The 25,502-nt window shown below is 40.4% G+C and carries 20 protein-coding genes and 3 riboswitches; of the genes, 9 read left to right on the top strand and 11 right to left on the bottom strand.

Annotated elements, in window-relative coordinates:
• The first annotated feature begins 51 nt into the window (after window positions 1–51).
• Both bglX and HMPREF9455_RS07180 read left to right on the top strand, forming a co-directional pair.
• Complete coding sequence (gene bglX / locus HMPREF9455_RS07185) at window positions 52–2,442, top strand: beta-glucosidase BglX (protein WP_006798974.1); 2,391 nt, start codon at window positions 52–54, stop codon at window positions 2,440–2,442.
• Between the two features lie 284 nt (window positions 2,443–2,726).
• The gene (locus HMPREF9455_RS07180; protein ID WP_006798973.1) at window positions 2,727–3,974 is read left to right on the top strand and encodes a glycoside hydrolase family 5 protein; all 1,248 of its coding nucleotides are present in this window, start codon (window positions 2,727–2,729) and stop codon (window positions 3,972–3,974) included.
• Window positions 3,975–4,211: 237 nt separating this feature from the next.
• Here the strand turns inward: HMPREF9455_RS07180 and HMPREF9455_RS07175 are convergent, their stop codons facing one another.
• Both HMPREF9455_RS07175 and HMPREF9455_RS07170 read right to left on the bottom strand, forming a co-directional pair.
• Window positions 4,212–4,571 carry a hypothetical protein gene (locus tag HMPREF9455_RS07175; protein ID WP_006798971.1) on the bottom strand — a complete coding sequence of 120 codons (360 nt, stop codon included), beginning with the start codon at window positions 4,569–4,571 and terminating at the stop codon, window positions 4,212–4,214.
• 8 nt (window positions 4,572–4,579) lie between these two features.
• On the bottom strand, window positions 4,580–4,882 hold the full coding sequence (locus HMPREF9455_RS07170; RefSeq protein WP_006798970.1) for an FtsB family cell division protein: 303 nt from the start codon (window positions 4,880–4,882) through the stop codon (window positions 4,580–4,582).
• 82 nt (window positions 4,883–4,964) lie between these two features.
• On the opposite strand from HMPREF9455_RS07170, the gene xerD reads away from it, so the two are divergent.
• Together xerD and HMPREF9455_RS07160 are read left to right on the top strand one after the other, a co-directional pair.
• Window positions 4,965–5,864 carry a site-specific tyrosine recombinase XerD gene (xerD, locus tag HMPREF9455_RS07165; protein WP_006798969.1) on the top strand — a complete coding sequence of 300 codons (900 nt, stop codon included), beginning with the start codon at window positions 4,965–4,967 and terminating at the stop codon, window positions 5,862–5,864.
• Between the two features lie 71 nt (window positions 5,865–5,935).
• Window positions 5,936–6,481, top strand: a complete 546-nt coding sequence (locus tag HMPREF9455_RS07160; RefSeq protein ID WP_006798968.1) for a DUF3332 domain-containing protein — start codon at window positions 5,936–5,938, stop codon at window positions 6,479–6,481.
• Window positions 6,482–6,565: 84 nt separating this feature from the next.
• On the opposite strand, the gene HMPREF9455_RS07155 is transcribed toward HMPREF9455_RS07160, so the two are convergent.
• A complete protein-coding gene (locus HMPREF9455_RS07155) occupies window positions 6,566–8,506 on the bottom strand; it encodes a sialate O-acetylesterase (protein WP_006798967.1) in 1,941 nt (646 codons plus the stop codon).
• A gap of 329 nt (window positions 8,507–8,835) precedes the next feature.
• Between HMPREF9455_RS07155 and HMPREF9455_RS07150 the strand changes: the two genes are divergently transcribed.
• The 3 genes from HMPREF9455_RS07150 (at window position 8,836) to HMPREF9455_RS07140 (ending at window position 12,021) form a co-directional block, all read left to right on the top strand.
• Window positions 8,836–9,330 (top strand): 3'-5' exonuclease, encoded by a 495-nt coding sequence (locus tag HMPREF9455_RS07150; RefSeq protein WP_006798966.1) that lies wholly within the window; start codon window positions 8,836–8,838, stop codon window positions 9,328–9,330.
• Window positions 9,331–9,453: 123 nt separating this feature from the next.
• Entirely contained in the window at window positions 9,454–10,209 is a 756-nt protein-coding gene (locus HMPREF9455_RS07145) for an NYN domain-containing protein (protein WP_006798965.1), read from the top strand.
• A 486-nt stretch (window positions 10,210–10,695) separates the two neighbouring features.
• On the top strand, window positions 10,696–12,021 hold the full coding sequence (locus tag HMPREF9455_RS07140) for a KamA family radical SAM protein (protein WP_006798964.1): 1,326 nt from the start codon (window positions 10,696–10,698) through the stop codon (window positions 12,019–12,021).
• A 57-nt stretch (window positions 12,022–12,078) separates the two neighbouring features.
• On the opposite strand, the gene HMPREF9455_RS07135 is transcribed toward HMPREF9455_RS07140, so the two are convergent.
• The 8 genes from HMPREF9455_RS07135 to HMPREF9455_RS07100 form a co-directional block, all read right to left on the bottom strand.
• Window positions 12,079–12,897, bottom strand: a complete 819-nt coding sequence (locus HMPREF9455_RS07135; protein ID WP_006798963.1) for a DUF3108 domain-containing protein — start codon at window positions 12,895–12,897, stop codon at window positions 12,079–12,081.
• Window positions 12,898–12,924: 27 nt separating this feature from the next.
• Window positions 12,925–14,940, bottom strand: a complete 2,016-nt coding sequence (locus tag HMPREF9455_RS07130; RefSeq protein ID WP_006798962.1) for an Ig-like domain-containing protein — start codon at window positions 14,938–14,940, stop codon at window positions 12,925–12,927.
• A gap of 831 nt (window positions 14,941–15,771) precedes the next feature.
• Entirely contained in the window at window positions 15,772–16,425 is a 654-nt protein-coding gene (locus tag HMPREF9455_RS07125) for a WbqC family protein (RefSeq protein ID WP_006798961.1), read from the bottom strand.
• Between the two features lie 7 nt (window positions 16,426–16,432).
• Window positions 16,433–17,392 (bottom strand): signal peptidase I, encoded by a 960-nt coding sequence (gene lepB / locus HMPREF9455_RS07120; protein ID WP_157256593.1) that lies wholly within the window; start codon window positions 17,390–17,392, stop codon window positions 16,433–16,435.
• A gap of 138 nt (window positions 17,393–17,530) precedes the next feature.
• On the bottom strand, window positions 17,531–19,048 hold the full coding sequence (locus HMPREF9455_RS07115; protein ID WP_006798959.1) for a S26 family signal peptidase: 1,518 nt from the start codon (window positions 19,046–19,048) through the stop codon (window positions 17,531–17,533).
• A 32-nt stretch (window positions 19,049–19,080) separates the two neighbouring features.
• Entirely contained in the window at window positions 19,081–19,797 is a 717-nt protein-coding gene (dapB, locus tag HMPREF9455_RS07110) for a 4-hydroxy-tetrahydrodipicolinate reductase (RefSeq protein WP_006798958.1), read from the bottom strand.
• Window positions 19,798–20,099: 302 nt separating this feature from the next.
• Entirely contained in the window at window positions 20,100–20,603 is a 504-nt protein-coding gene (locus tag HMPREF9455_RS07105; RefSeq protein ID WP_006798957.1) for a threonine/serine exporter family protein, read from the bottom strand.
• Between the two features lie 2 nt (window positions 20,604–20,605).
• Window positions 20,606–21,400, bottom strand: coding sequence for a threonine/serine exporter family protein (locus HMPREF9455_RS07100; protein ID WP_006798956.1), 795 nt, complete (start codon window positions 21,398–21,400; stop codon window positions 20,606–20,608).
• A gap of 177 nt (window positions 21,401–21,577) precedes the next feature.
• Window positions 21,578–21,828, bottom strand: a riboswitch (cobalamin riboswitch).
• Window positions 21,829–22,066: 238 nt separating this feature from the next.
• Window positions 22,067–22,262: riboswitch (cobalamin riboswitch) on the top strand.
• A 174-nt stretch (window positions 22,263–22,436) separates the two neighbouring features.
• Here HMPREF9455_RS07100 and HMPREF9455_RS07095 point away from each other — a divergent pair.
• Window positions 22,437–24,644: an anaerobic ribonucleoside triphosphate reductase gene (locus tag HMPREF9455_RS07095; protein ID WP_006798955.1), complete on the top strand. Its 2,208-nt coding sequence runs from the start codon at window positions 22,437–22,439 to the stop codon at window positions 24,642–24,644.
• Window positions 24,637–25,200 carry an anaerobic ribonucleoside-triphosphate reductase activating protein gene (gene nrdG, locus HMPREF9455_RS07090; protein ID WP_006798954.1) on the top strand — a complete coding sequence of 188 codons (564 nt, stop codon included), beginning with the start codon at window positions 24,637–24,639 and terminating at the stop codon, window positions 25,198–25,200. Before HMPREF9455_RS07095 ends, nrdG begins: the two co-directional genes overlap by 8 nt.
• An 11-nt stretch (window positions 25,201–25,211) precedes the next feature.
• A riboswitch (cobalamin riboswitch) is annotated at window positions 25,212–25,501 on the top strand.
• Window position 25,502: the final 1 nt, after the last annotated feature.

Below are 25,502 nucleotides of genomic sequence, written 5' to 3'. Positions count from 1 at the left end.
CCTCTTACAGGCTATCCCTAAAGAAGTAAATTGTAGTAAAAAAAATAAGTTATGAAAGTAAGGAAACTAGGATTATTAGGTGCATTTATCCTGTCCGGTATATTCCCGGCGGGCTATGCCCAGAATAATATTGAAAAACGGGTCGAGGATCTGTTATCCAAGATGACGCTGGAAGAAAAAATAGGGCAAATGAATCAGGTCAGCTTCTTCGCTGTCGATGATAAAGCAATCGCCCAATACAGCGACGATGACATGGATACATTCCTCGTCAGGATGGGTATTGCCGGAGGACAAGGGCAGAAGAAGCCTTCCGAAATGACCAAAGCAGAGAAAATAGCCCTTATCAAGGCCGAAGCAGCCAAGATGCTGGATAATAATATCACCCAGCCGATCAGGGATGGAAAAATAGGTTCATTACTGAATATTACCGATCCGGTGATGGTGAATAGACTGCAAAAGGCAGCGATGGACGAGAGCCGCCTGGGAATACCTATGATTATCGGGCGTGATGTCATACACGGATTCAAGACAATATTCCCTATACCATTGGGACAGGCTGCTTCATTCAATCCGCAACTGGTAGAAGACGGTGCACGCATAGCAGCCATAGAAGCCCGTTCGACAGGTGTAAACTGGACTTTTGCCCCTATGCTCGACATCTCGCGTGATGCCCGTTGGGGACGTATTGCCGAGAGTCTGGGAGAAGACCCTTATCTGGGAGGGCAACTGGGAGCCGCTATGGTAAGGGGCTTTCAGGGCAACGGTAATCTGGGTGATCCTAACGCTATCGCAGCCTGCGTAAAGCATTTTATCGGTTACGGTGCAGCCGAAGGCGGACGTGACTACAATAGCACAAATATACCTCCGCACCTGATGCGCAATATATATCTGCCTCCTTTCCACAATTCCATCAAGGCGGGTGCGGCCACATTAATGACCTCGTTCAACGACAATGACGGAATCCCGGCATCAGGGAACGATTATATTCTGAAAAACATCCTTCGTGACGAATGGAAATTCGATGGTTTCGTTGTATCGGACTGGGCTTCGATAGGCGAAATGATCGCTCACGGGTTTGCCAAGAACGATAAACAGGCTGCCGAAATATCGGCTAATGCCGGTCTGGATATGGAAATGGTAACGGGTGCTTATCTCAAATACCTGCCCGAACTGATAAAAGAAGGTAAAGTGTCGGTAGCGACGGTCGATAATGCAGTCCGCAACATTCTACGCATTAAGTTCAGGATGGGATTGTTCGAAAATCCATACGTAGACACCAACAAGGCTTCTGTAATGTATGCAGATGCACATATGAAGGCCGCAAGACAAGCGGCTGTGGAATCTGCCATATTGCTGAAGAACGATAATAATACATTACCGTTGGCTGAAAGCAAGAAAATAGCGGTTATCGGACCTATGGCAAATGCTCCGCACGACCAACTCGGAACATGGATTTTCGATGGTGATAAGAATCATACAGTAACGCCGATAGGTGCCCTCAAAGGGGATTACAAGCATATCAGGTATGTGTATGAGCCGGCTCTGGACTTTTCGAGGGAGAAGAATACTGCTAATTTTGAGAAAGCAAAGCAGGCTGCAGCCTCTGCCGATGTAGCTGTCGTCTTTCTGGGCGAAGAATCCATCTTGTCAGGAGAGGCTCATTCTCTTTCAAATATAAACCTCATAGGAGTGCAATCAGAACTATTAAAAGCGGTAAAAAGTACTGGAAAACCGGTTGTTTTGGTTATCATGGCAGGTCGTCCTTTGACTATCGAACGCGATCTGCCTTTTGCCGATGCCGTGCTGTTTAATTTCCATCCGGGAACAATGGGTGGCCCTGCCATCTTCGACCTTTTGTTTGGAAAAGCGAACCCGAGCGGTAAACTCCCGGCTACATTTGTCCGCGAAGTGGGGCAGATACCTATGTATTATAATCACAACAGCACAGGACGCCCTGCTCCCGAAAAGGTAATGGGTTTGGACGAAATAGAACTGGAAGCAGGACAGACTTCTCTGGGAAACACCTCTTTCTATCTGGATTCGGGTAAAGATCCCCTTTATCCGTTCGGATACGGACTCTCTTACAGTACGTTCGAATATTCGGGACTTACTTTGTCTTCGGCTTCTATCCCGATGAACGGAACACTGACAGCGAAAGTGACATTAAAAAATACAGGCAATGTAGACGGTACGGAAGTTGCCCAACTTTATGTTCAGGATATTGTAGGATCTGTGGTGCGCCCGGTAAGAGAACTGAAAGGATTCCAGCGTGTCGCGTTAAAGGCGGGAGAAAGCAAAATAATAGAATTTAAATTATCGGCAGACGATCTGGCATTCTATGGTCGCGATTTGATTAAAAGAACGGAGGCGGGCGATTTTAATATTTGGATTGGTGGTGACAGTAACGCCTCGCTTAAGAGTACTTTTTCTGTGACAGAATAAAGTGGATTAACAAAAGGCATAGGAACACACATATATTTTTTCATAGTCATTTATCCTATGCCTTTTCTTTCATTAAAATCAAAAAAGTTTATCTATAAGATATAAAAAGCTCTGCCCTTAGTGAATGTTACAGAGCGGGCAAAAGTAACAGGTGTAGAAAAATGAAAAATGTGTTACATATGTCACCTTTTTTTAACAATTTAGGCCTGTTTAAATTTTATTCGTTCTGAAAATGAACGAATAAAGAGATATAACAAAATATTAAAGCAAAAGACCTTTACTTTATGAAAAGACTAATTTACACACTATTACTGCCACTTATACTGGCAGCTTGTCAACCAAAAGAAGCCACGCCGGACAATGCAGGACGCTTTCTCCGTGTAGAGGGGCCAAACCTGGTAAAGCCAAATGGAGAAAAATTTCTTATACAGGGGATTAATCTGGGTAACTGGCTCAATCCTGAAGGCTATATGTTTTTCTTCGGATCGGAAGCAGCCTCTTACAGGACGATAAACGAGGCTTTCTGCGAAATGGTTGGTCCGGATTTTACAAGCCGCTTCTGGAAAGAGTTTAAAAAGAACTATATCACGGAAGATGATATTAAATATATAAAACAGACAGGAATGAACTCCATAAGGATACCGTTCCATTACAAGCTGTTTACTAACGAAGACTATATGGGACTGGATTCTTCACACGACGGGTTAGAACTTATCGACCAGGTAGTGGAATGGTGCCGCCAGCAAAACCTGTATGTCATACTGGATATGCACGACGCTCCGGGCGGACAGACCGGGGACAATATAGATGACAGTTATGGCTTTCCCTGGCTAATGACCGACGAAGGCAGTAAGGCTCAATTTTGCGATATATGGAAAAACGTGGCTTCACACTATGCAAACGACACGATAATTTTAGGATACGACTTATTGAACGAGCCTATCGCACACTACTTTATGGAAGGTAATGCACACCTGAACGATTCACTGGAGCCTCTTTACAAAAGATGCGTGGAAGCAATCCGTACAGTTGACAAAAACCATATTGTCCTTCTTGGCGGTGCGCAGTGGAACGGCAATTTCAGTATATTCAAAGACTCTAAGTTCGACGACAAGCTGATGTATACCTGTCACCGTTACTGGTGCGACACATTACAGGCTAACATTCAGGACTTTGTACATTTCAGGGATAGCGTGAACTTACCTATATATATGGGTGAAACAGGAGAAAACACACATGAGTGGATAGCCGGATGGACCCGCCTGATGGAGCGCAATAACATAGGATGGCACTACTGGCCATATAAGAAAATGGTACCTAACAGTTGTATGGTAACCATACCTAAACCCGAAAATTGGGATCTTATATCGGAATATACCAAACAAGACAGAGCCACTTTTGAGAAGATACGCAAGGTTAGACCAGATCAGGAATTGGTAAAAAAAGCAATGACAGACTTGCTGGAAAATATGAAGTTTAAAAACTGTACCAAAAATGAAGGATATACCCGTGCAATGGGTATGAAACCATAAAATAAAATGAGGTTCTTCACTTAAAGTGATGGGTTCATGTTAGATGAAGATTGGGAAGGGATTATCTATAGCGTAGGCAATCCCTTTTCTTATGAATATATTTGGAAAAGCTTTATCTATATATAGCTTTTAGCCGTTAACTATTAGCTTATAGCTCTTTGAAGTGTTAGATTTAGGATTTAAAAATTTAATGTTTAAGGATTCAATAATTAGAATGCGTAAAGGCTGTCACCTTTGTTACTTTTTATTGTCCTCTTGCTCTTTCTTGTGCGCCATCGACATGGCTATGGCAGCATATAATGTAAGAAGAGCGGCGATAAGGAGAGTTACTACCCAGCCATTTATATTCATAAACAGAAGGACAGTAGATGCAATCATAAGCAATACGGCGAATATCTGGATATTGAAAAGCCGTTTTCCGCGAAGGCTCTTGCCGGGATATGGAGTAATGACAGTAGTAGCGGCAAAACCGATTACACCTACAACCATTACATATTTGGCAATAGCAGGATCGAAGTAATAAATGATAGCAGCAAGAAGAATAAGGAGAGCCGATATCTGGAAAATGGAGTTCTTTAGTTTTGGATTTATTTTCATCAGTTGATTTATTCTACAAGGAAAACATCCTCATCGGGTTTCTTCATCAGGTAATTCTCCCTGGCAAACTTCTCAATACGGTCTTTATCCGACTGAAGTTCCTGCAATTTTTGCTTATCTTCGATTGTTTTATTGCGATAATGCTCGATCTGGCTGTTAAGTTCCATGATCTTGGCATCGTAACTAAAACGGGCAAAAATGCTGCTCTCGCTTATAAAGAAGCCAAATATAATGATAACCAGAATTATAAGTAGTTGAACTTTTGTATATCTGGATATAAGATAGTTGAATGCTGATTTCAGAATAGCCATACGTTGAAAAGAGATTAAGTCAATACTGTTTGATTAAACTCACATTGCAAAGATATATATTTGTACTTATATTCAAGTATCGATGGAAACAAAAGATAACATAATAAAGAAATACAGGAACTATTTATTGCTGGAAAAGTCTCTTTCGCCCAATTCGATAGATGCATATATGACCGATCTGGATAAGCTTTCCGGCTTTTTGGAAAATGAAGGGTTGAAAGCGGAAGAGATGAAACTCGACGACTTGCAGCAGTTCATCGCCCAGCTTTACGATTTGGGTATCAATGCCCGGTCGGTAGCCCGCATTATATCGGGTATAAAATCGTTCTATAATTTTCTGGTCTTAGATGGCTATATGCAGGCAGATCCCACCGAATTACTGGAAACACCCAAGATCGGATTAAAGCTACCGACTGTGCTTTCACTTGACGAAATAGAAAAGCTGATGTCCGTAATTGATCTTTCCACAAAAGAGGGGCAACGCAACAGGGCTATTCTTGAAGTTCTCTATAGCTGTGGCTTGCGAATATCAGAACTTACGAATCTGAAATTCTCTGATCTGTTTTTCGACGAAGGTTTTATAAAGGTGGAGGGGAAAGGAAGCAAACAACGGCTCGTGCCCATCTCCCATACTGCAATAAATGAAATCGAAAAATATCTGTACTACCGAAGGGAAATGGATATAAAGAAAGGATCGGAAGACATCCTCTTCCTAAGCAAGAGAGGAACAGCCATTTCCCGTATCATGGTATTCCATTTTATAAAGCAATATGCAGATCAGGCCGGAATAAAAAAGACGATTAGTCCCCATACTTTCCGGCATTCATTTGCCACACATTTGCTCGAAGGGGGAGCTAATATACGGGCTATCCAGTTGATGCTGGGCCATGAGAAAATCACGACAACCGAGATATACACCCACATGGACAGAGAATATCTCCGCCAGGAAATAATAGAACATCATCCTCGCAATAAAAAATGAACCTCCAAGGTTATTAATATATTTTTATTATATCTTTGTTCAGATGTTTAATTAATCACAAGCACAATTTTATGAAAAAGAGATTCTTTTCAGTGGCTGCAATAGCTCTTGCAGGAACACTATTATTCAGCTCATGTATTGGTTCATTCAATCTTTCGAAGAAAGTGTTGGCATGGAATCAGACTATAGACAATAAGTTCGTTAACGAGGTTGTATTTGTAGCATTATGGATCGTACCCGTGTATGAGGTTTGTATGCTGGCCGATATCCTTGTTATCAACTCTATTGAATTCTGGTCGGGTGAAAATCCTGTTGAAGCGGGGATTGTGAAAAAGGTTCAGGGTGAAAACGGGGTTTATACCGTTGAAACACTGGAAAACGGATACAATATCAAGAGCGAAGAAGGACAGGAAATGGAACTTGTTTATGACAAGACTACCAATACCTGGAGTGCAGTCGCTAATGGCGAATCAACCAAGGTTCTTAAATTTGAAGACGAAAAGAATGCCATCGTTTATCTTCCAAATGGAAAGGAACAAAAGGTGGAACTTTCCAACGATGGAGTCCTTGCTTTCCGTCAATCTATTGAAAATGCAGTATTCGTTGCAGCAAAATAAGATCGGACAATTATTCTTAAATTATAGCCGCCCCATACTAAGTTGTAGTTGGGGCGGTTTCTTTATCCTTAATATTCTGATTTCTTAATCTCTTTGTGTAATTCCCTTCAGACAGTCTGTTCTGAACGGAGCTGCCGGCAATCCTTCCGAATTGAACAAGTTCACATCGGGATTATTCGACCAGCTGTAACGAACAGATACAGGCTTGGATATATTATCGGAATAGACAATAACCTTATCTCCTTCAATATAAGCCTTAGCCCACACAAACTTATTATCAGCCCCGGCAATGGCAAATCCCTCTATGTAGCCGTATTTACTTGTAGATTTGAGTCCTTTCCCTATATTGTTGAAGCTAATAATTGCCTTATCGCCATCTACCTCCATCGATTTAAACGTCGGGCCGGAATAGATTATGTCTGTTTTACCATAATCTTTATTCAAAGCGTTTAAGGCCAGTCGAAGTCCTACATCCTGCTTATTACGAGGGTGGATATCATTGGCTTCCCCTATATCTGTAATTACTGCCTCACCTGTTTTTGGTAGAGATAAAGTCATACTTTGGGCTTCCCGTAGTTCAGCCCAGTCACTATCCTGAGGCACATCGTCTTTTGCCATAAAATTGGCCAGTTGCACCCAATAGAATGGAAACTCATAGCCCCATTTTGTTCGCCAGTCTGTAATCATATTCGGGAAGAGCGTACGGTAATTATAAGCCTGTCCTGCATTATTCTCTCCCTGATACCAGATAGCACCCTTAATCGGATACTGAATAATCGGATTTATCATTGCATTATAGAGCAAGGATGAGTACATATTCGGAGAAAATTCTACATAGTTGAAGGCCTTATTACTTACCGCTACCTTATACAACCATTCTCCGGCCAAAGGGTATGATTTTCCACCGGCATCCAGAGTAAGGTCTTCAGGTTTTCCATATAAGCCACCGCCACCGGCATTATCCACAATTTTCACTGTTATGATATTTTGCCCTGCTTTAAGGACATTTGCCGGAACTGCGTACGAACGATTGATATTATATCCGTTTGTCTCTCCGACCTTAATCCCGTTTATCCATGTTACATCATTATCATCGATAGGGCCTAGCCGTATTGTTCCGGATTTTCCTTCAACACTCTCCGGAAGTGTAAGAGCGTATCTGAACCATAAAATACCATCTACGGACCCCAGTTCACCATCCCAAAGTTTCGGCACCTGCATTTTCTTCCACGTGCTTGTATTCAGAGTTGGATTGAACCAAGATTCTGCTACCCCCGGGTCATTGAGCATAGCCTGAGTAAATGCTTTTTTCCCCTCTTCGCTTTCTTTAGCAAATTTGTCAAAATCTGTGATATTAAGAGCCTTGTATCGTTCTTTAAAGATATCGCCCAGCTTACTAAAAGATTCGGGACTAGTCCATGTTTCTATATCTGTACCTCCCCACGATGAATTGATTATTCCAATCGGAACATTCAGTTCCTGATACAATTTGCGGGCAAAGAAGTATGCAACAGCTGAAAAATCGCCTACAGTAGCAGGAGAGCACACCTCCCATGAACCCTTGAGATCTGATTTAGGTTTCATATCCAGATCTTTCACAACATTAAATGACCGGATTTGGGGAAAATCGGCATTACTAATCTCTGATTTCGCATTCATTGAGCTTTTTACCTGCCATTCCATATTCGACTGTCCGGAACAGAGCCAAACCTCTCCGATAAGAATATTTTGAAAGGTGATACTATTATTTTTCCCTTTTACCTGCATGGTGTACGGTCCTCCGTGAGACACTGGTGTTAACAATATAGTCCAATTGCCGTTTTTATCGGCTTTTACCTTTTTTTGCTGATCGAGAAAGCTTACTTCCACCGTTTCATTCTTATCAGCCCAGCCCCATATCTTTATGGGCTTATCACGTTGAAGCACCATATTGTCTGAAAATATGCGAGGTAGCTTTACTTCTGCATGCAAAACAGAAAAAGTAATGCTAAAAAAACAAATGAGAAAAGTCAGATTTTTTTTCATAATGTAAATTGATATTAGATAATGTAAAATAAGTATTAAATAATTATTTTACCAAATACATAATAAGCATATTTAAAGTAAATTCCGAAAAATATTTGATATCTGTATATATAAAGAATCAGACAAATTATAAAAGGTAATATTTTCACAGTTAACAATTAGAACTCCGTTATACTTACTACTTATTCCAAAACTTCAAAGAGTTATCAGCTATATCCTATAGATAAAGATATTCAAGAAAGATAAACCTATTTTATATATAATCACCCTCATAGTAATTTTCCAGTCTGGCATATTCTTTCTAATTTTATTCCTGATAATTAAACAGTATGTTACGGGATTTTGCAGCTATAGATTTTGAAACCGCCAACGAGCAAATGTCGAGTGTTTGCAGTGTGGGTATCGTAATTGTCCGGAACGGAATTATCTGTGACCGCTTCTATAGCCTTATACAACCGGAACCAAATTATTATATTTACGGAAACAGCAATGTACATGGCCTTACATATGAGGATACTATAAATGCTGATGTTTTTTCAAAAGTATGGATGCTGATAGAGCCTTTAATTGGAGAATTGCCTTTAGTGGCGCATAATAAAGGATTTGATGAAACTTGCCTGAAAGCCGTATTTAAAACTTACCGGATGGATTATCCGGATTACAGGTTTTATTGTACACTGGCCGCATCGAGGCGTCAACTTCGCCACCTTTCCAACCATCAATTACATACTGTAGCCGAAGATTGCGGATATATACTTACAAATCATCACAATGCACTTGCCGACGCAGAAGCCTGTGCAGAAATTGCGTTACAGTTATTATAAAACCATGCATTTTGTGCATGATGATTATACCTCGAAATGAAAAGCCTAAAAATGTTTTTCATAAAAAGACAAGCTACATTTTTCAAAAAACCGTATATTTGATAAGAACTAACAATTGAATGTATGGTACCAAAATCAGATATGAAGCTGGCAGTCCTTATAGATGCCGATAATATACCCTACTCTAATATAAAAGGTATGCTCGACGAAATAACCAAATTCGGAATACCAACTATCAAACGCATTTATGGCGATTGGACAAAACCTTCTGTCTCGGGATGGAAACAACCCTTGCTCGAACATGCCATAACCCCGATACAACAATATAGCTACACTACAGGAAAAAATGCAACAGATTCTGCCATGATTATAGATGCGATGGATATATTGCATAGCGACAAAGTAGACGGTTTTTGCCTTGTATCCAGCGACAGTGACTTCACCCGCCTGGCCGTGCGATTGAGAGAATCCGGTATGTTCGTACTCGGATTAGGCGAAAAAAAGACTCCTAACCCTTTTATTGTAGCCTGTGACAAATTCATTTACATAGAGATACTTGAGAATTCGGATAATCAGCAGAACGCGCAATCACCGGGAACATCGACAGAAACCAAGAGTACTAATATTGAACCTGTAAACAAGAAACTTATCCAACTACTCAAAAGCACAATACGTGATGTAGCTGATGATGATGGTTGGGCATATCTCGGCGAGGTCGGTAACCTGATCATCAAGAAGCGTCCCGATTTCGACTCACGTAACTATGGCTTCCCAAAACTAACCCCTTTGATAAAATCGCAGAAAAAGATTTTTGAAATAGACGAACGTGATATAGATAAGAGCCGCACAAAGCTCATTTACGTGAAAGTGAAGGAATAAATATTCCTCCAAATTTTTACTGTTTTAATATTGTTGAGTAAAAATTACTGTTTTTATTCAATGGCTCATCGTTTATTTACTTATAATTTGTAACTGTCCTACAGGCGAAGTAACATATGATTATCTTGTTAAAATCTGACATATCTGACGCTTTTGACACAGTTTTCAGAATATTAATTTCCGTTTTCTTAATCTGCTAATTTTGAAATTTTCTTCAACTCTCCCATATATTTCAAAGACCTCTTGTATTAGCATATTTACTCATTGACACATTGATCAATCAACCCATTAATGTAATATAGATAATTGGTTAACGAAAAAATACAGGATAAGGAATCTTAGTCGTAAAAATGGAAAACTGACCAAACTTCTAAATGTTATAATACTATAAAATATGTAACAGGGTCTTTAGACAATCCCACTTACGGCAATATTTTCCGTATATTGTAAAAAATCAACAAAATATATCAAATTTTTAACATTAAGATGGATAGAGTATTGAAATCATATACTCTCCACAACTTTCTTTCCATTCCTCAGATAGCATCATTATCAGAGGAAATGGTAAGGGATATCGAAGTTGTAGGAAGAGTATTACCATTTAAAACCAACAACTATGTGGTGGATGAACTGATAGATTGGGATAATCTTGACACCGACCCTATTTTTACATTGAACTTCCCAAGGCGGGGCATGCTGGAAAAAAAGCACTACGCAGCAGTAGAAAGGCTTCTGAACGAGCACTTCGATGGAAAAGAACTAAATGAGAAAATACAACAGATACGGTTATCCCTCAACCCTAATCCGGCAGGACAAGAACACAACGTACCTTATCTGGGAGAAATAAAGCTGAAAGGTATTCAGCACAAATATCCCGAGACTGTTTTATTCTTCCCCAGCCAGGGACAGACGTGCCATGCGTATTGTACCTTCTGTTTCCGGTGGCCGCAGTTTTCAGGAATGAGCGGACTGAAATTTGCAATGAAAGAAGCCGACTTACTATTCAAGTACCTGCGCCTGCACAAAGAAGTCACCGATATACTATTTACAGGTGGTGATCCCATGATAATGAATGCGTCCACACTGGAAGCTTATATAAGACCTCTCCTCGAACCGGAATTCGATCATATCCGTACCATCCGTATCGGCACAAAATCTCTGGCATACTGGCCATACAGATATCTGACCGACAAAGACAGCGATGATATTATCCGCCTGTTCGAATTAGTGAACCGTTCGGGTAAGAGTCTTTCTCTTCAGGCGCATTTCAACCATCCGAGAGAGTTGTCTACCGAAGCCGTTAAGCAAGCCATTGCCCGCATTCGCTCGACAGGATCGCAGATACGCACCCAGTCACCTCTCCTGCGCAATATCAATGACAAGCCCGAACTATGGGCCAGGATGTGGCGCAAACAGGTCGATCTGGGATGTATCCCGTATTATATGTTCATTGCACGCGATACCGGATCGAAGCATTACTTCGAATTGCCACTGGAAAAGTGCTGGCAGATATTCCGTCGCGCTTACAGGCAGGTCAGCGGTCTGTGCCGTACCGTAAGAGGTCCCAGCATGAGCGATCATGCAGGAAAGATACAGGTGCTGGGCGTGCAGGAAATAAAGGGAGAGAAAATATTCGTCCTCCGCTTTATACAAGGCAGAAATCCGAAATGGGTGGATATTCCTTTCTTTGCCGAATACGACCCGAAAGCAACATGGTTCAATCAGTTAAAGCCTGCCTTTGGCGAAGAGAAATTCTTCTTTGAAGAAAAACGGGCTAAACTGGAGGATACTAAGCCATTCTTATTCGAATAGCTACTGCATAAATATATAAGGGCAGCTTCCGGTATAATCCGGGAAGCTGCCTTACTTTTATTTCGTTTGTACAGGGTACCTGTTTCCTTTATAGCTTTTGAGCATCGCCCGTGTAGAGCCAATATTCAATTTAGAGTCCAGCCTTACCGGCATACGGTTATTATCATTGGTAATATACACTTTCATGGCTTCTTTCTTATCGCTGAAAGCATCATCCATAATACTCAATGTAAGTCTTATACAGCTATAATTTTTATTATCGTTTGCCTCTACGGTTTCTATTCCCTCATATTCTATCACCATATTCACCTTCTTCTTTCCCGAAATAAAGTCGACTCTAACTGTCTCTCCTTTTTTCATTCCTGAATAATTGAGAGTACGGGCATAATACACAACACTCATCATATCATACATACAGGAGTTAGACGTTAGTGTCTCGTTAAATTTAAAATCACCGTTTTTATGCCTTATCGTATTTATACTTACTTTATCACCTGTATAGGTATATGTGACCTTTTCCTTTGTATAATCTTTCCCTTCCGCCGCATTCTTAATGTAAGCAAGAGGCACTAAATCTTTTGTCAGATAACACGACAAAGTATCACTCAGGCTGAATATTTTCCTTACAGTACCCGTCGACTGAGCCATCAATGTCATCTTAAGGGCATCGGTATTATTATACCTCTCAGCTACAGTCTTCAGTGTAGATATTCCGGCCTTAGTATGTATCAGGCCATATTTGAAGTATAAGTCATAAGTCATTTCTTCACCTGCCTGAAAGTAAATGTTATTTATTTTACACTTACCTTGCCCCTGAGTCTCTATGCTGACTAAAACCAATAACATCAGCACTATTCCTGTAATTCTTTTTACCATACTTTTATTATTTAAAACCGATTGGCATTAGTATCCACTGTTCATGTTCTGTCCACTATTGCTTCTCGCCCCATATTGGGAATTATTGCTTCTGCTCGAATTCGGATCGGTCGAGTTTCTCGATCGTTCTCTATTCTGCTGATTTTCTTGTTCTTCTTTTTCTTCGAGTTGTTTCCGTCTCGATTCTTTTTCCTGAGGCTTCTGCTTAGTTATTTCCAAAGGTTTCTGTTTCCCTAATGTGGCAGGGTCTATTACCCAGGCTTCATCGTCATAAACCTCTGAGAATGCCCTTATTTTATATTCCTTCGGAGAATAACAAACCATTTCCGGCTGTAAGCCTTTCTGGAAATCACCTGTATCCCATATTCCGTTATTATTGCTGTCGAGTACAATGCGTACATAATATGACCCCGGGTCAAGGTCTCTAAAGACTGCAATATTATCTATGACTCGTGTTTTACGAATTGGTTTATCCGACTTATCTAAAAGTTCCATAAAAGAAGGAATACTATCTATACCCGCAACCCTGATAGCAAGCTGTCCGTACTGATCTTCGGCCTTGACTTTAAATTTCTGGTCGATCTTATTATTCCATAGTCCGTATATACTGTATATAGAAGCCGAGTCTATTTGTATACGGTATTCATTATTATATCCCCATTTATTCCGGATAGTATATTTTCTCGGATTCACACTATCGGCTTCCAGTTGGAACGGAATATCATGATATACAGTATCCCTCAACTGCTGCAATTTTATTTTGTTGGATAAAGTGTCCGTAATAGGCTCCTCAAACAACAACGAAATACTTTTGTATGTATCCCATGTAGAAGAAAGGTTATTCACTATGTTCAGGAAAGTGATCTCAGGCTCGTCGCTTTCTCCTTCCTTTTTCTTTTTTTCTTTCTTCTTATCGTCTTTTACCGGTTTTCGGGTTCTGTCCATAAAGGTCAGGGTATCGGTTACCGGGAGGGATTGATTCAGCGTATCTGTCTTCAGGTAAGTAAGCCGGATAGACAATGTATCTATTGCCATCACCTCTTTGTCTTTGATCCAATATGTAATAGTATCATTCTTAGGCGTCCTCTCCATTATGAACCAGTCTTTATTTCCATCAAAGTTCAACGGCTCCACCTGAGGCATCTCCGTAGGTGCTCCGAAGAAGAGGGAGAGTTTATTTTGAGTACGCTCATGTTTTTGCAGGAACTGCCGCTGAAAGCCGGATTTGAACGTACGTAATACTATATTATCCGGCAAAAAGCGAGTATATTGTACTGCCACAACGGTATCTATCACTTTCTTTTCCTTGTCCACATAAGTGGTATCGAAGCGCGAAGCCCTTTCGGATGCCGGCTCTATGATGGTTTCCATAAAAGCAATGGCTTCTGACGGATTATCATATATATAGTCGCGGTTAGAATCATCCAGCGCATACAACTTATATTTGCCGGGAGCAACACCACGGATGGTAAAATCACCGGATTCATTTGTACGGGAAATGCGTTCAAACTTAGTTTTGGTAAAAGCAGTATCATTCAGGTTAGAATGAAGACCGACATAAATACCCTTTACAGGCTCCAGATTATCTGCCGTCAATACTTTGCCCGATACGGCCATAGAGTCGACCACATCGCCTGTAGAGAAAGAGAAGGAAAAATTCTCTATCGGATTCTTCTCATTGTTATCTACAATAGAATTTGTAAAGTCAATTGTATATGTTGTATTCGGCAATAAAGTGTCCCTAAGCTCCACATTTACTTTTCTGTTTACCGTATTAATAACGGGAAAAGCCTTCTGGGGCGGGGTAATGATTACATTTTCCGAAGGTCTTTCTATGGTAACATTCTCATCAAACTCAATGACTATCTTCCCTTTTTTCACTTGAGTTGCATTAAATCCGGGATTACTACTTACCACCTTAGGGCCTTCCAGATCGTAAGCGCCTCCCGTTGGGGATGCCATATTGGCACAAGCTACTGCAATCAGGGAAATTGCAACTAAAATAAGCGAAAATAAGATATGCCTTTTCAAAAAATGTAACATCTGTTTTTCCAAGTTTTACGCAAAAATACAACGTTTTATACATAAATATGTCTCTAAGGACATAAAATAGCTTAAATCAATCTCCAATCAGAGGCCCCTGACCACGGAAAGCGGAAAAATACATGTGATCTATGCAACCCTCTAAAAGGTAACAAAAGTAACATATATTTCAGCTTTTAGCTGATAGCTATTAGCCGTTAGCTTGGCTATCGCACAAATAACTTTACCATAAATAGAAATACTGTTCTTAAAACTTACTACTTGTTAAAAAGTAACACAGGTAACACATATATCAGCGAACAGTCATCAGTTAACAGTACTCTCGCGCAAAGACGCTAAGTTGCAAAGTTCAATTTACAGCCCATTGTGACATTTTCATTTATTAACTATTTTTTGTTAAAATCTGACACATCTGACAACTTTTCTTCTATTTTTTACTTGTGTTTTTTATATTCGTTAACAGTGTATGGTTAAAAAGTAACAAAGGTAACACTGAAAACAATTAATAATTAAGAATGAAAAATTAATAATTAGCTTGTCAGACAGAGTGAAGCATCTCTTTCATAAAAAAGTGACAAACTTAACAGGTTTTGCATTCTCTTTGTAGGGGCGAATAAACATTCGCCCGATATTGATTGCGGGCGAATGTTTATTCGCCCCTACAGTTTTCTCAAAAGGTAACAAAGGTTACACCTTTTTCAATTAACTTGTATCTCGTATAATTTTCCGTTCTTCACTTAATTCTTACTACTTATCCCAATACTTCAAAGAACTGTCAGCTAACGGCTACAAGCTATTAGCTATATTCATAGATAAAGTTTTCCCCAAAACTCATAATTTTTTCCTAACTGAATTCGCAAGTATTATCTGGCTTTCATTTCCCATATTGAACAATAAATCAATAATGCTCATATTAGCTACAAATCCGAATTTTTGCTCAAAGACCTGATAATACGGTACAGGTGAGAAATCGGCATCCAACAGTTTCCAATCTTTTTTTGGATGGATCAGTTCTCTGAAATCAGACTCCGTATCCGTAAATTCGGTCTTATAAACCGCCGTATGTTGTATTTGGGGCAGATTTATATCCAACAAATGGAGAATCAGATTATTTAATTCTTCATTATAATCGAGCAGAAAAGAGAACTTTTTATGATAGAATGGATAGAAATCGTCCTGATAATATTCAAAAAAAGGTGTCGAATTATAAGCCGATACAATAGCATTCCAGTGCATATGCTGCCAGTTGCCATGCTGGGCAATCCTGATATCTTTCATCAAAGTCTTATCTTTTGATGAATGTTCGACGGGAATAGACAGGGATATTCCACCATTTGCCGAAACAATGGTGCAACGGTTACGATATGTTTGCTTTATATAATTGTCGTTTTGTTCGATAAGAACACGGCCGGCAAGAAGAAACTTGGTATAATACTGAACCGGAGCGAGGTATGCAGAAGAAAGGTATATGCTATTTGATTTCATCGGTCACTTATTTTATAGAAGAGAAACAACGTTCCTTTCTTGTGCCGTTTTCATCCGAACTATACCAAATCAAACTGGCCTTACCTACAATACTACTGAACGGAATGAATCCGATAGACCTTGAATCTGTGGAATGAATGCTGTTATCGGACAACATCCAATAATAACTGTCTTCAAAAGTATATTCCATTTGTTTTATACCATCTATCAACAGTTCTCCTTTCTCTATTCTTACATCTTTTCCTTTCTGCTCCTGCAAAATCATCTGCTTATACATAATAAGGTTATTTTCATCCATATCTATTATTTTCCCTTTAAAGGGAATAAGGAACATATGGCTTATCAGCGTATCTTTTTTGCAGGGAACAAGCGTAAGCGAATCCGATAAACTTTCATTCAGCACAAATGCATCATACTTACTCAAGTGCGTGATTACACTATCACCCTGCGCCGTGCCTACGGGTATAAATATCTGCAACTCCTTAGCTATATCTTCCAGTTCTTTTTTAGCTAGTGCCTTAAAACTGTATTCTTCTATTGTATTCGGGCAGCCCGAATACGGCTTTCCATTGATAATAAACAAGCCATTCTCTACTCGCAGAGAATCTCCGGGCAGAGCGACGCAACGGCTAAGTAAAAAACTCCGCTTATCCAGCGGTTTATCTGTCTCCAGCGGATTATTGAAAAGCACTATATCATCCCTGTCCACACTGCGTGCAAAAAACCTTTTATACGGCGCTTGCAAAGCCGCAGAGTAAGACTTAATCCCGAATATTTTGTCGAAAGTGAACGGGATGCTCAATAAAGTTACCGGCATACGGATACCATAGGCCGTTTTATTTATCAGTATCTTATCACCCTTCAGCAGTGTCATTTCCATTTGTGCGGAAGATACAGAGAATGATTCAAGGAAGAATGTACGCACCAATAAAACAATGAGCAAAGTAACAAGAATTACTTTGCCCAAATAAACGTATATATTTTTCTTTTTTGAAGACATTGAATTAGTTACAGGTTACTTCGCCCTACGGGCTGTTACAAGTTACAAGTCAACAATATTTATCTTTACCCTCCCTGTAAGTCCCCCTGAAGGGATTTAGGGGGACTATTTCGTCTTATTCCCCGATGTAAATAATCTGTTCCAGCGAATCTTACCACTAAACCATCCTTTATCTTTATCCAGAGACAACCATATAAATAATGGTTTACCCACCACATGGTCTTCGGGAACAAATCCCCAGGCACGAGAATCGGCTGAATTGTCACGGTTATCACCCATCATAAAGTAATAGTCGTATTTGAATGTATAAGAATCGGCTTCCTGCCCGTTGATATACACTTTGCCGTCACGGTAGTCAAAATCATTATGTTCATAATTTTTGATGCAACGGATATAAGCCGCGACTTTGTAATCCACATCTGTATCAAATTTTATAGTTTCGCCGCGCTTAGGAATCCATAGTTTAGGAAAGTCTCCCGAATAGCAATCCTGAGTCCATGTAAGAGGATATACATAGTCGCCATTATTAGTATCACGCTTAATCCCCGCTTTTTTCTTAAACTCATTCATTGGGAATACAGTCAGTACAAATGGTTTTTCTTTTATTTTTTCGACCATTGCTTTTGTCAGAGGAACCTGATATGCGAGGCCAAAACCTCCATTATTGTACTTAAATCCGAGGCTGACCAACCTCACACTGTCTGCGCCATCTATCCCCATGGGATTAAAAGAATATACCATTTTTTGCCCCATACTGTTGGTATACAAATAGTCATCCTCGCTGGCTCCTAATTCTTCAAATATCTTTGGAGCTATCTCAGTACCGTCTGTCTGGATAAAATACAATAGCTGCATATTCTCCGGGCTGGCAATCGGTTTATCATTTATGTAAACAATATCATTTATAAGTTCTATCGTTTCTCCGGGCAGTCCGACACACCGTTTTACATAATTTTCCCGTCTGTCTACAGGTCTGTATACTATATCTCCATATGTCCTTTTATCGCTCCATACCGCATCACGTCCAACCTTTTTAGCTATTGCATAATAATCTGCATTCTGATAATTAAGTGCTACCGTATCTCCGGACGGATAGTTGAACACGACTATATCATTGCGCTCTATGTGCCCTGTACCTGTAAACCGTTTATATTCCAATTGCGGTTTTTCCAGATAGGACTTAAATCCGCCAACAGGAAATGTATGCTGCATCAATGGAAGTGAAAATGGAGTCATCGGAGAACGCGCCCCGTAACTAACTTTACTTACACAAAGGAAGTCTCCGACTAAGAGCGATTTTTCAAGAGACGAAGTCGGTATCTGGTAATTCTGGAAAAAGAATGTATTAATGATCCATACACCTACCAATGCGAAAACAATAGCATCTACCCAGTCGAGCACTTTCCTCACATGCGGATTCTTGGCATTGCGCCATGCTCCCCACGGGATAAATTTCGTAATATAGATATCTATAAAAACGGGGATAAGAATCAATACTCCCCAATAGCCTGTCCAGATAACAAATAAAACACATAATACGCAGGCAAGGATGGCATATATCCATTGCCTTATACCGGGTTTCCGTTTTTGTTGTGCGCTATCTTTTCTCGTGTTATTTTCCATATTCTAAGTAAAAGCAGGTTTACAACCTTATTTTAAAATTTAAGCATATCATTCATTCCCAAAAAGCCTTTTTTACCTTTGGTAAATTCGGCGGCAACGACTGCACCCAAAGCAAATCCTTTCCGGCTTTTCGCATCATGCTTGATGCTGATAATATCGGCCTCCGACTCATATATTATTTCGTGTATCCCGGGAACTTCGCCTTCACGAATACAATGAATAGCCAGATCTGATTGTTTTTCTTCAACTTCAAGATTCCACCGTTCTTTGCGGCTGATATTTTCAATGACACCTTCTGCAAGCGTTATAGCTGTTCCGCTCGGGGCATCCAGTTTATGAATATGATGTATCTCCTCCATCTTCACATCATAATCCGGATAATTATTCATTATCCGCGCCAGATACTTATTCAATACAAAGAATATATTTACTCCCAGACTATAATTCGATGCGTAAAAGAAAGTCTGTCCGCCTTCCGAACACGCTTTTTTCACTTCATCCATATGCTCGAGCCATCCGGTTGTACCTGCAACCACAGGGACTTGTGCGGCAAAGCATTTCCTATAATTATCTATTGCACTGTCAGGCGTAGAAAATTCAATTGCCACATCGGCACTCTTAAACGCGGGCGAACCGAAATCGTCCGGATTATTTACATCTATGATAGATACAATACTGTGACCTCTCGAAATAGCTATCTTTTCTATTTCATGTCCCATTTTACCATATCCGATGAGAGCTATATTCATATTTGAGTATTTGTTAAATTAATCGATAAAGCCTACAAATATACATAAAAACTTATTTCCATAGGATTTCCCTTTTAATTAATCCTTGATTATAAGCTTTTTTAAGGCCAGAGGCTTACGTGTTTGCCATCTAAGTAAATCGGTCAGAACAAGTTGCAATCCGGCATCCATCTTTAATTTCTAGTTTTCACTTAGTTAAGCCTCTTAACCTAGATACAAACAGTTAGTCGCCCCGATTCCCGATTTCTTACATCGATTAGTTATTGTTAACACTACGAAGCACTCGCTGCATCCTCTGGAAATCAGAAAATCTTTATCCCCAGATCTTTGATTTTCTTTATCTCCTTCACACTCTTCTTCCGAAAAACCAGAGCTGCAATACAAATACCAATAGCCAGACAAAACAATAGCGAAGAGGTAAGAATAAAGTTATATGCAGTATCCTGCAACAAGGATGATCCTTCGATATCACTCCCCTCTTCGTATATCCTGATGCAACCGAGCATCGTACGATAGGCATACAACCCGGGAATCATCGTTATACAGGCCGGAAGCGTAAATACAACAGGCGGTGTATGTATGCGATGAGCACAATATATACCGGCAAGCCCGATGAATACAGTTCCGCAAAGTGTAGATGCAACTAAACCATAATCCGATTGCAACAGCGCAAAACGGATACAATGCCCTACTCCTCCCAACAATCCTGCAATAAGCAAAGCTTTTCGGGGAGTCTCGAAAAGAAGGGCAAAACCTATTGCCACAAAAAAGCTCAGAAAAGCATCTCTTACTATATCGACTATCATCTCTAAAAATTATTAATACCTATCAATGACATACTCATAAACATGCCGATCGCTATACATAGCAAAATAAAGCCGCCGAATGCTCCACGCGCAATACCTGTGGGTATATACCCCTCCAGCAAATCTATAATACAATTAATCAACGGGACACCCGGTATCAGAAACAACACGGCTGTTGCTACCGATATATCGGGCGATAAACCACAACCGAACAATACATTCATGCCGGAGATCGTTGTAGTCATAAAAGCAGAACTTACAACGGCAACCATCAGATTAAAGCCCTTCTTTACCATTTCCTGACGCACAGTAAGCCCCATAAGTGATGCTATAAAGGCAAAAGCCCCATCCACCCAGTCGCCTCCGGCAAGCAAACACAAACAACCGCATGCTACCCCTATAAAAACACGTATCAGCCATACAGGATGTTTCGGTGCCACTTTTATCTCATTCAGGCAATTTTCGAGCTCATCCAACGATATTTTATTCTCGAAAAGATCCCATGTCAGCAAACTGGTATTGGTCAACACACCGAAATGTGCCCCGTGATGCCTCACCCGCCTGTTTCCGGTTACTGTATTTTCGGGATTTTCACGATCTGTAACCGTTACTGATACAGCAGTAAAGGTGAGAAGCATCTCCACTTTATAACAAGTCGTTTCGGCAATACGCTGCACATTCCGGTTTATACGTTCACAGTGAGCTCCCGATTCCAGAAGAATTGTACTTACCTCCAAAATCAGATCGGCAAATTTTGTTGCGGACATGCCTTTGTCCTTTGGCCAAACATTTTCCATTTTGTTCGCTTTATAAAATTAATCTGCGGGAGAATAAATAATTCCGTCGATACCTTAAATAGAGATTTCTGTTATGCATACATAACTAAAACAATGCAACTTTGACTGTTACACAAAACCGGCTCTATCCGAACATGAATTTTCACTTCTCCGACTTGCCTCTAATCCTCGAAAGACAAAATCATACTATTACTGGCAGGTCTTCTGACTTACTCTTGCTCCGTGCAGCCTTCCCGATAGACAGTTATCTGTCGACCAGTGGCATTGGGTATCGCCCGGAACAACATCAATGAATGTTAACTGATGACTGTTAACTGTTCACTGAAAAGAGTTTACAGCAGCGGGTCTGTTCAGGACTTGCACCTGATTCCCTTTTCATTACTTATCCGAAGATGCGGACTTGTAACACCAATAATTGGATACAAAGTTGGAATAAAAAATTGAAATAATAATATATTAAGAAAGTATTTTTTCTGTAACTATCGGTAAATCATCTGGAATAAAGATAAATTAATATCATAAATTATCCGATTTGGAAAACTTTTCAACAATATAAAAATTTTATTTATCTAATAATATGACATTTACAATTTATTTTGGAAAACTTAGTCATTATTTTAAAATAAATAAATCTCATTTTTGAAAACCATATAAAAAAAATAATCTACCTTTGTTGTCATATACGGTTCTGAAATAAAATCGGATGAAAAGGGAATCAGGTGCAAGTCCTGAACTATCCCCGTAGCTGTAAATTTCAAGAAAAAGTTAGGCTCTCACGCCACTGATCAACAGACAACTGAATATTGGGAAGGCGCCTAGCAGAGAAATGAGTCAGAAGACCTGCCGTGTATACATTCGTAGCTTTCGGGAGAAAAGCGATAGAATAGAATATGCGGTGACTTTACATCATTAATCTCTCTTCGCCTATTTTGGTCTCTATCCCCGTCAGTTACATTGAAACAATGTATCATTAATTAACAATTGACGACGCGAAAGCGTGTCGAATACTTTCTTTTACTTATAACATAATACACCCATGATCCAAACAGTCATAAAAAGAGACGGACGCATAGTCGGCTTCAATGAAGAAAAGATAATGGCAGCTATCCGCAAAGCCATGTTACACACCGAACAAGGAGAAGACTCTTCCCTGATAAGACGCATCACGGATTTTATCTCTTGCCAAGGCAACGAGCAAATGACCGTAGAGCAAATTCAGGACATGGTAGAAGTGGAACTGATGAAAAGCCCACGCAAAGAAGCCGCCAAGAAATATATCGCTTACCGCGACCAACGCAATATTGCCCGCAAAGCCAAGACCCGGGACATGTTTCTCGAAATCATAGAGACCAAATCGAATGATATCACACGCGAAAACGCCAATATGAACGCTGATACCCCGGCAGGAATGATGATGAAATTTGCAAGTGAAACAACCAAGCCTTTTGTCGACGACTACTTGCTGCTACCGGAGGTAAAAGAAGCTGTCCGCCGAAATTATTTACATATTCATGACAAGGATTATTATCCGACCAAAAGCCTCACCTGCGTACAACACCCGCTAGATAAGATACTTCAACATGGATTCAATGCCGGACATGGCGAATCACGCCCAGCTAAACGTATTGAAACTGCAAGCATGCTCGGCTGTATATCTATGGAAACAGCCCAGAATGAAATGCATGGTGGCCAATCCATCCCTGCGTTCGATTTCTACCTGGCACCTTTTGTCAGACGCAGCTTTATTGAAGAGATAAAAGTGCTGGAACAGATAAATGGACTTGACTATAAACATCTTTATGAGATTTCGATAGAAGATTATCTATCAAAAGACCTGACCGGGTTGCAGAATGACGAAAGAATTATCCAACATGCCATAAACCGCACAGTGAGCCGCGTACATCAGTCGATGGAAGCCTTCATCCATAACATGAACACCATACACTCCCGGGGAGGCAATCAGGTGGTATTCAGTTCTATTAATTATGGAACGGATACTTCTGCCGAAGGAAGGTGCATCATGCGGGAACTGTTAATAAGCACAGACGAAGGTGTAGGCAATGGAGTAACAGCCATTTTCCCCATACAGATATGGAAAAAGAAGCGGGGAGTAAGCTATTTACCAACAGACCGGAATTACGATTTATACCAACTGGCATGCAAGGTGAGCGCACATCGTTTCTTCCCTAACTTCCTGAATCTGGACGCGACATTCAACCAGCATGAAGAATGGAAGGAGAGCGATCCCCGCCGTTTTGAGTACGAGGTGGCAACAATGGGTTGCCGTACCCGCGTATTTGAAAACCGTTTTGGAAAGAAAACATCGGTAGGCAGAGGCAACCTTTCTTTCTCTACACTTAATCTGGTGCGCATTGCTTTGGAATGCAGAAACATGGAAAACGAGAAGGAAAGGATCGACTGCTTTTACAGGAAACTGGATCAGATGCTCGATCTGGCCGCTCTCCAATTGCATCGCCGCTTCGAGTTCCAAAAGACAGCCGCTCCCAAACAGTTTCCTTTGTTAATGTCGGTGCTATGGGAAGGTTGCGAGCAGCTGGCAGGCGAGGATACAATAGAGAAAGTTATCAATCAGGGTACACTCGGCATAGGTTTCATCGGGCTTGCCGAGGCTTTGGTCGCCCTTATAGGCAAGCACCATGGAGAAGATGAAAATGCGCAGAAACTAGGTCTGGAAATGATAACATATATGAGAGACCGGGTAAATGAGTATTCCGATAAATATCAGCATAACTATAGTGTACTGGCGACTCCCGCCGAAGGACTTGCCGGACGGTTTACAAGGCGCGACAAAAAAGATTTCGGACTTATTGAAGGAATTACAGACCGGGAATATTATACAAACTCAAACCATGTACCTGTATATTATTCATGCAGCGCACATCAGAAAGCCAAGATCGAAGCTCCTTATCACGATCTTACACGTGGCGGGCATATATTCTATGTCGAAATGGATGGTGACGCAACTCATAATCCCGAAGCCATTATGACTGTCGTAGATATGATGGACAAATACAATATCGGCTATGCTTCGGTGAACCATAACCGGAACCGTTGCCTGAAATGCGGATACGAAAATGCAGCTACACAAATAAATGAGTGTCCTCGTTGCGGAAGCTTGCAAATAGACCGCCTGCAACGCATAACAGGCTATCTGGTGGGTACTACCGATAGATGGAATAGCGCGAAACTTGCTGAACTTAACGACCGCATCGTCCATGAATAATAATATATCAATACTGGATATCATACACGACACCACCGTAGATGGCCCCGGATTCCGCACGGCCATCTACGCTGCCGGATGCACACACCTTTGCAAAGGATGTCACAATTCCCATTCGTGGAATATCGACAATGGTAAAGGATACTCCATTGATAGCCTACTGGAGGAGGTTAAAGAAGCGGAGTTTGCAAATGTGACTTTTACAGGAGGCGACCCTTTTATGCAAGTAGAAGAATTTACAGAACTGGCCCGACGGATCAAATCTGAAACAGGTAAAGATATCTGGTGTTACACCGGGTATATATATGAGCAAATCATAAGGTCAGAAAGGCTATCCCGGATACTTCCCTATATAGATGTACTTGTAGACGGGCGATATGTTGAATCACTGAAAGACGAATCCCTTATCTTCAGAGGCAGCAGCAACCAACGGCTGATTGATGTCGAAAAATCATTAAAAAGCGCAACGGTCGTTATTTGGAATAATCGCCGTATAGAATTATCGCATATACATATGCAAAATAAATTTTCTACTACCAGTCATATAGCTATTTAAGATAAAATAGCTACCTTTGTCACGGTTTTGGTGTCATCCTTTATGTTCTTAAAGGATGGTGAAAAGGGAACCGGGTGAGAATCCCGGGCAGACCCGCTGCTGTAAGCTCTTTTCAGTGAATGGTTAATACTAATCACTGATATTTTTGAACAAAACTTATAGCCACTGATTAACAGCCATCGATCATCAGTTATTCGTTATCATTTTTGTTAACTGTTAACTGCTTACTGTTGACTGAATATTGGGAAGGCAATTCAAAAATGGAGTAAGCCAGAAGACCTGCCAGAATTGATCAATTAAAA

The sequence above is a fragment of the Dysgonomonas gadei ATCC BAA-286 genome (assembly GCF_000213555.1).
Taxonomy (GTDB): Bacteria; Bacteroidota; Bacteroidia; order Bacteroidales; family Dysgonomonadaceae; genus Dysgonomonas; species Dysgonomonas gadei.
Note: the sequence above shows the minus strand (reverse complement) of the source record. Positions and strands in the feature narration are given on the sequence as shown.

Coding starts and splice junctions, on each gene's coding strand:
- bglX (WP_006798974.1), top strand. CDS start 52: ATGAAAGTAAGGAAACTAGGATTATTAGGTGCATTTATCCTGTCCGGT.
- dapB (WP_006798958.1), bottom strand. CDS start 19,797: ATGAATATAGCTCTCATCGGATATGGTAAAATGGGACATGAAATAGAA.
- HMPREF9455_RS07100 (WP_006798956.1), bottom strand. CDS start 21,400: ATGGAAAATGTTTGGCCAAAGGACAAAGGCATGTCCGCAACAAAATTT.
- HMPREF9455_RS07135 (WP_006798963.1), bottom strand. CDS start 12,897: ATGGTAAAAAGAATTACAGGAATAGTGCTGATGTTATTGGTTTTAGTC.
- HMPREF9455_RS07105 (WP_006798957.1), bottom strand. CDS start 20,603: ATGATAGTCGATATAGTAAGAGATGCTTTTCTGAGCTTTTTTGTGGCA.
- HMPREF9455_RS07095 (WP_006798955.1), top strand. CDS start 22,437: ATGATCCAAACAGTCATAAAAAGAGACGGACGCATAGTCGGCTTCAAT.
- HMPREF9455_RS07180 (WP_006798973.1), top strand. CDS start 2,727: ATGAAAAGACTAATTTACACACTATTACTGCCACTTATACTGGCAGCT.
- HMPREF9455_RS07170 (WP_006798970.1), bottom strand. CDS start 4,882: ATGGCTATTCTGAAATCAGCATTCAACTATCTTATATCCAGATATACA.
- HMPREF9455_RS07145 (WP_006798965.1), top strand. CDS start 9,454: ATGGTACCAAAATCAGATATGAAGCTGGCAGTCCTTATAGATGCCGAT.
- HMPREF9455_RS07160 (WP_006798968.1), top strand. CDS start 5,936: ATGAAAAAGAGATTCTTTTCAGTGGCTGCAATAGCTCTTGCAGGAACA.
- HMPREF9455_RS07155 (WP_006798967.1), bottom strand. CDS start 8,506: ATGAAAAAAAATCTGACTTTTCTCATTTGTTTTTTTAGCATTACTTTT.
- HMPREF9455_RS07130 (WP_006798962.1), bottom strand. CDS start 14,940: ATGTTACATTTTTTGAAAAGGCATATCTTATTTTCGCTTATTTTAGTT.
- HMPREF9455_RS07175 (WP_006798971.1), bottom strand. CDS start 4,571: ATGAAAATAAATCCAAAACTAAAGAACTCCATTTTCCAGATATCGGCT.
- HMPREF9455_RS07150 (WP_006798966.1), top strand. CDS start 8,836: ATGTTACGGGATTTTGCAGCTATAGATTTTGAAACCGCCAACGAGCAA.
- HMPREF9455_RS07115 (WP_006798959.1), bottom strand. CDS start 19,048: ATGGAAAATAACACGAGAAAAGATAGCGCACAACAAAAACGGAAACCC.
- HMPREF9455_RS07140 (WP_006798964.1), top strand. CDS start 10,696: ATGGATAGAGTATTGAAATCATATACTCTCCACAACTTTCTTTCCATT.
- nrdG (WP_006798954.1), top strand. CDS start 24,637: ATGAATAATAATATATCAATACTGGATATCATACACGACACCACCGTA.
- HMPREF9455_RS07125 (WP_006798961.1), bottom strand. CDS start 16,425: ATGAAATCAAATAGCATATACCTTTCTTCTGCATACCTCGCTCCGGTT.
- xerD (WP_006798969.1), top strand. CDS start 4,965: ATGGAAACAAAAGATAACATAATAAAGAAATACAGGAACTATTTATTG.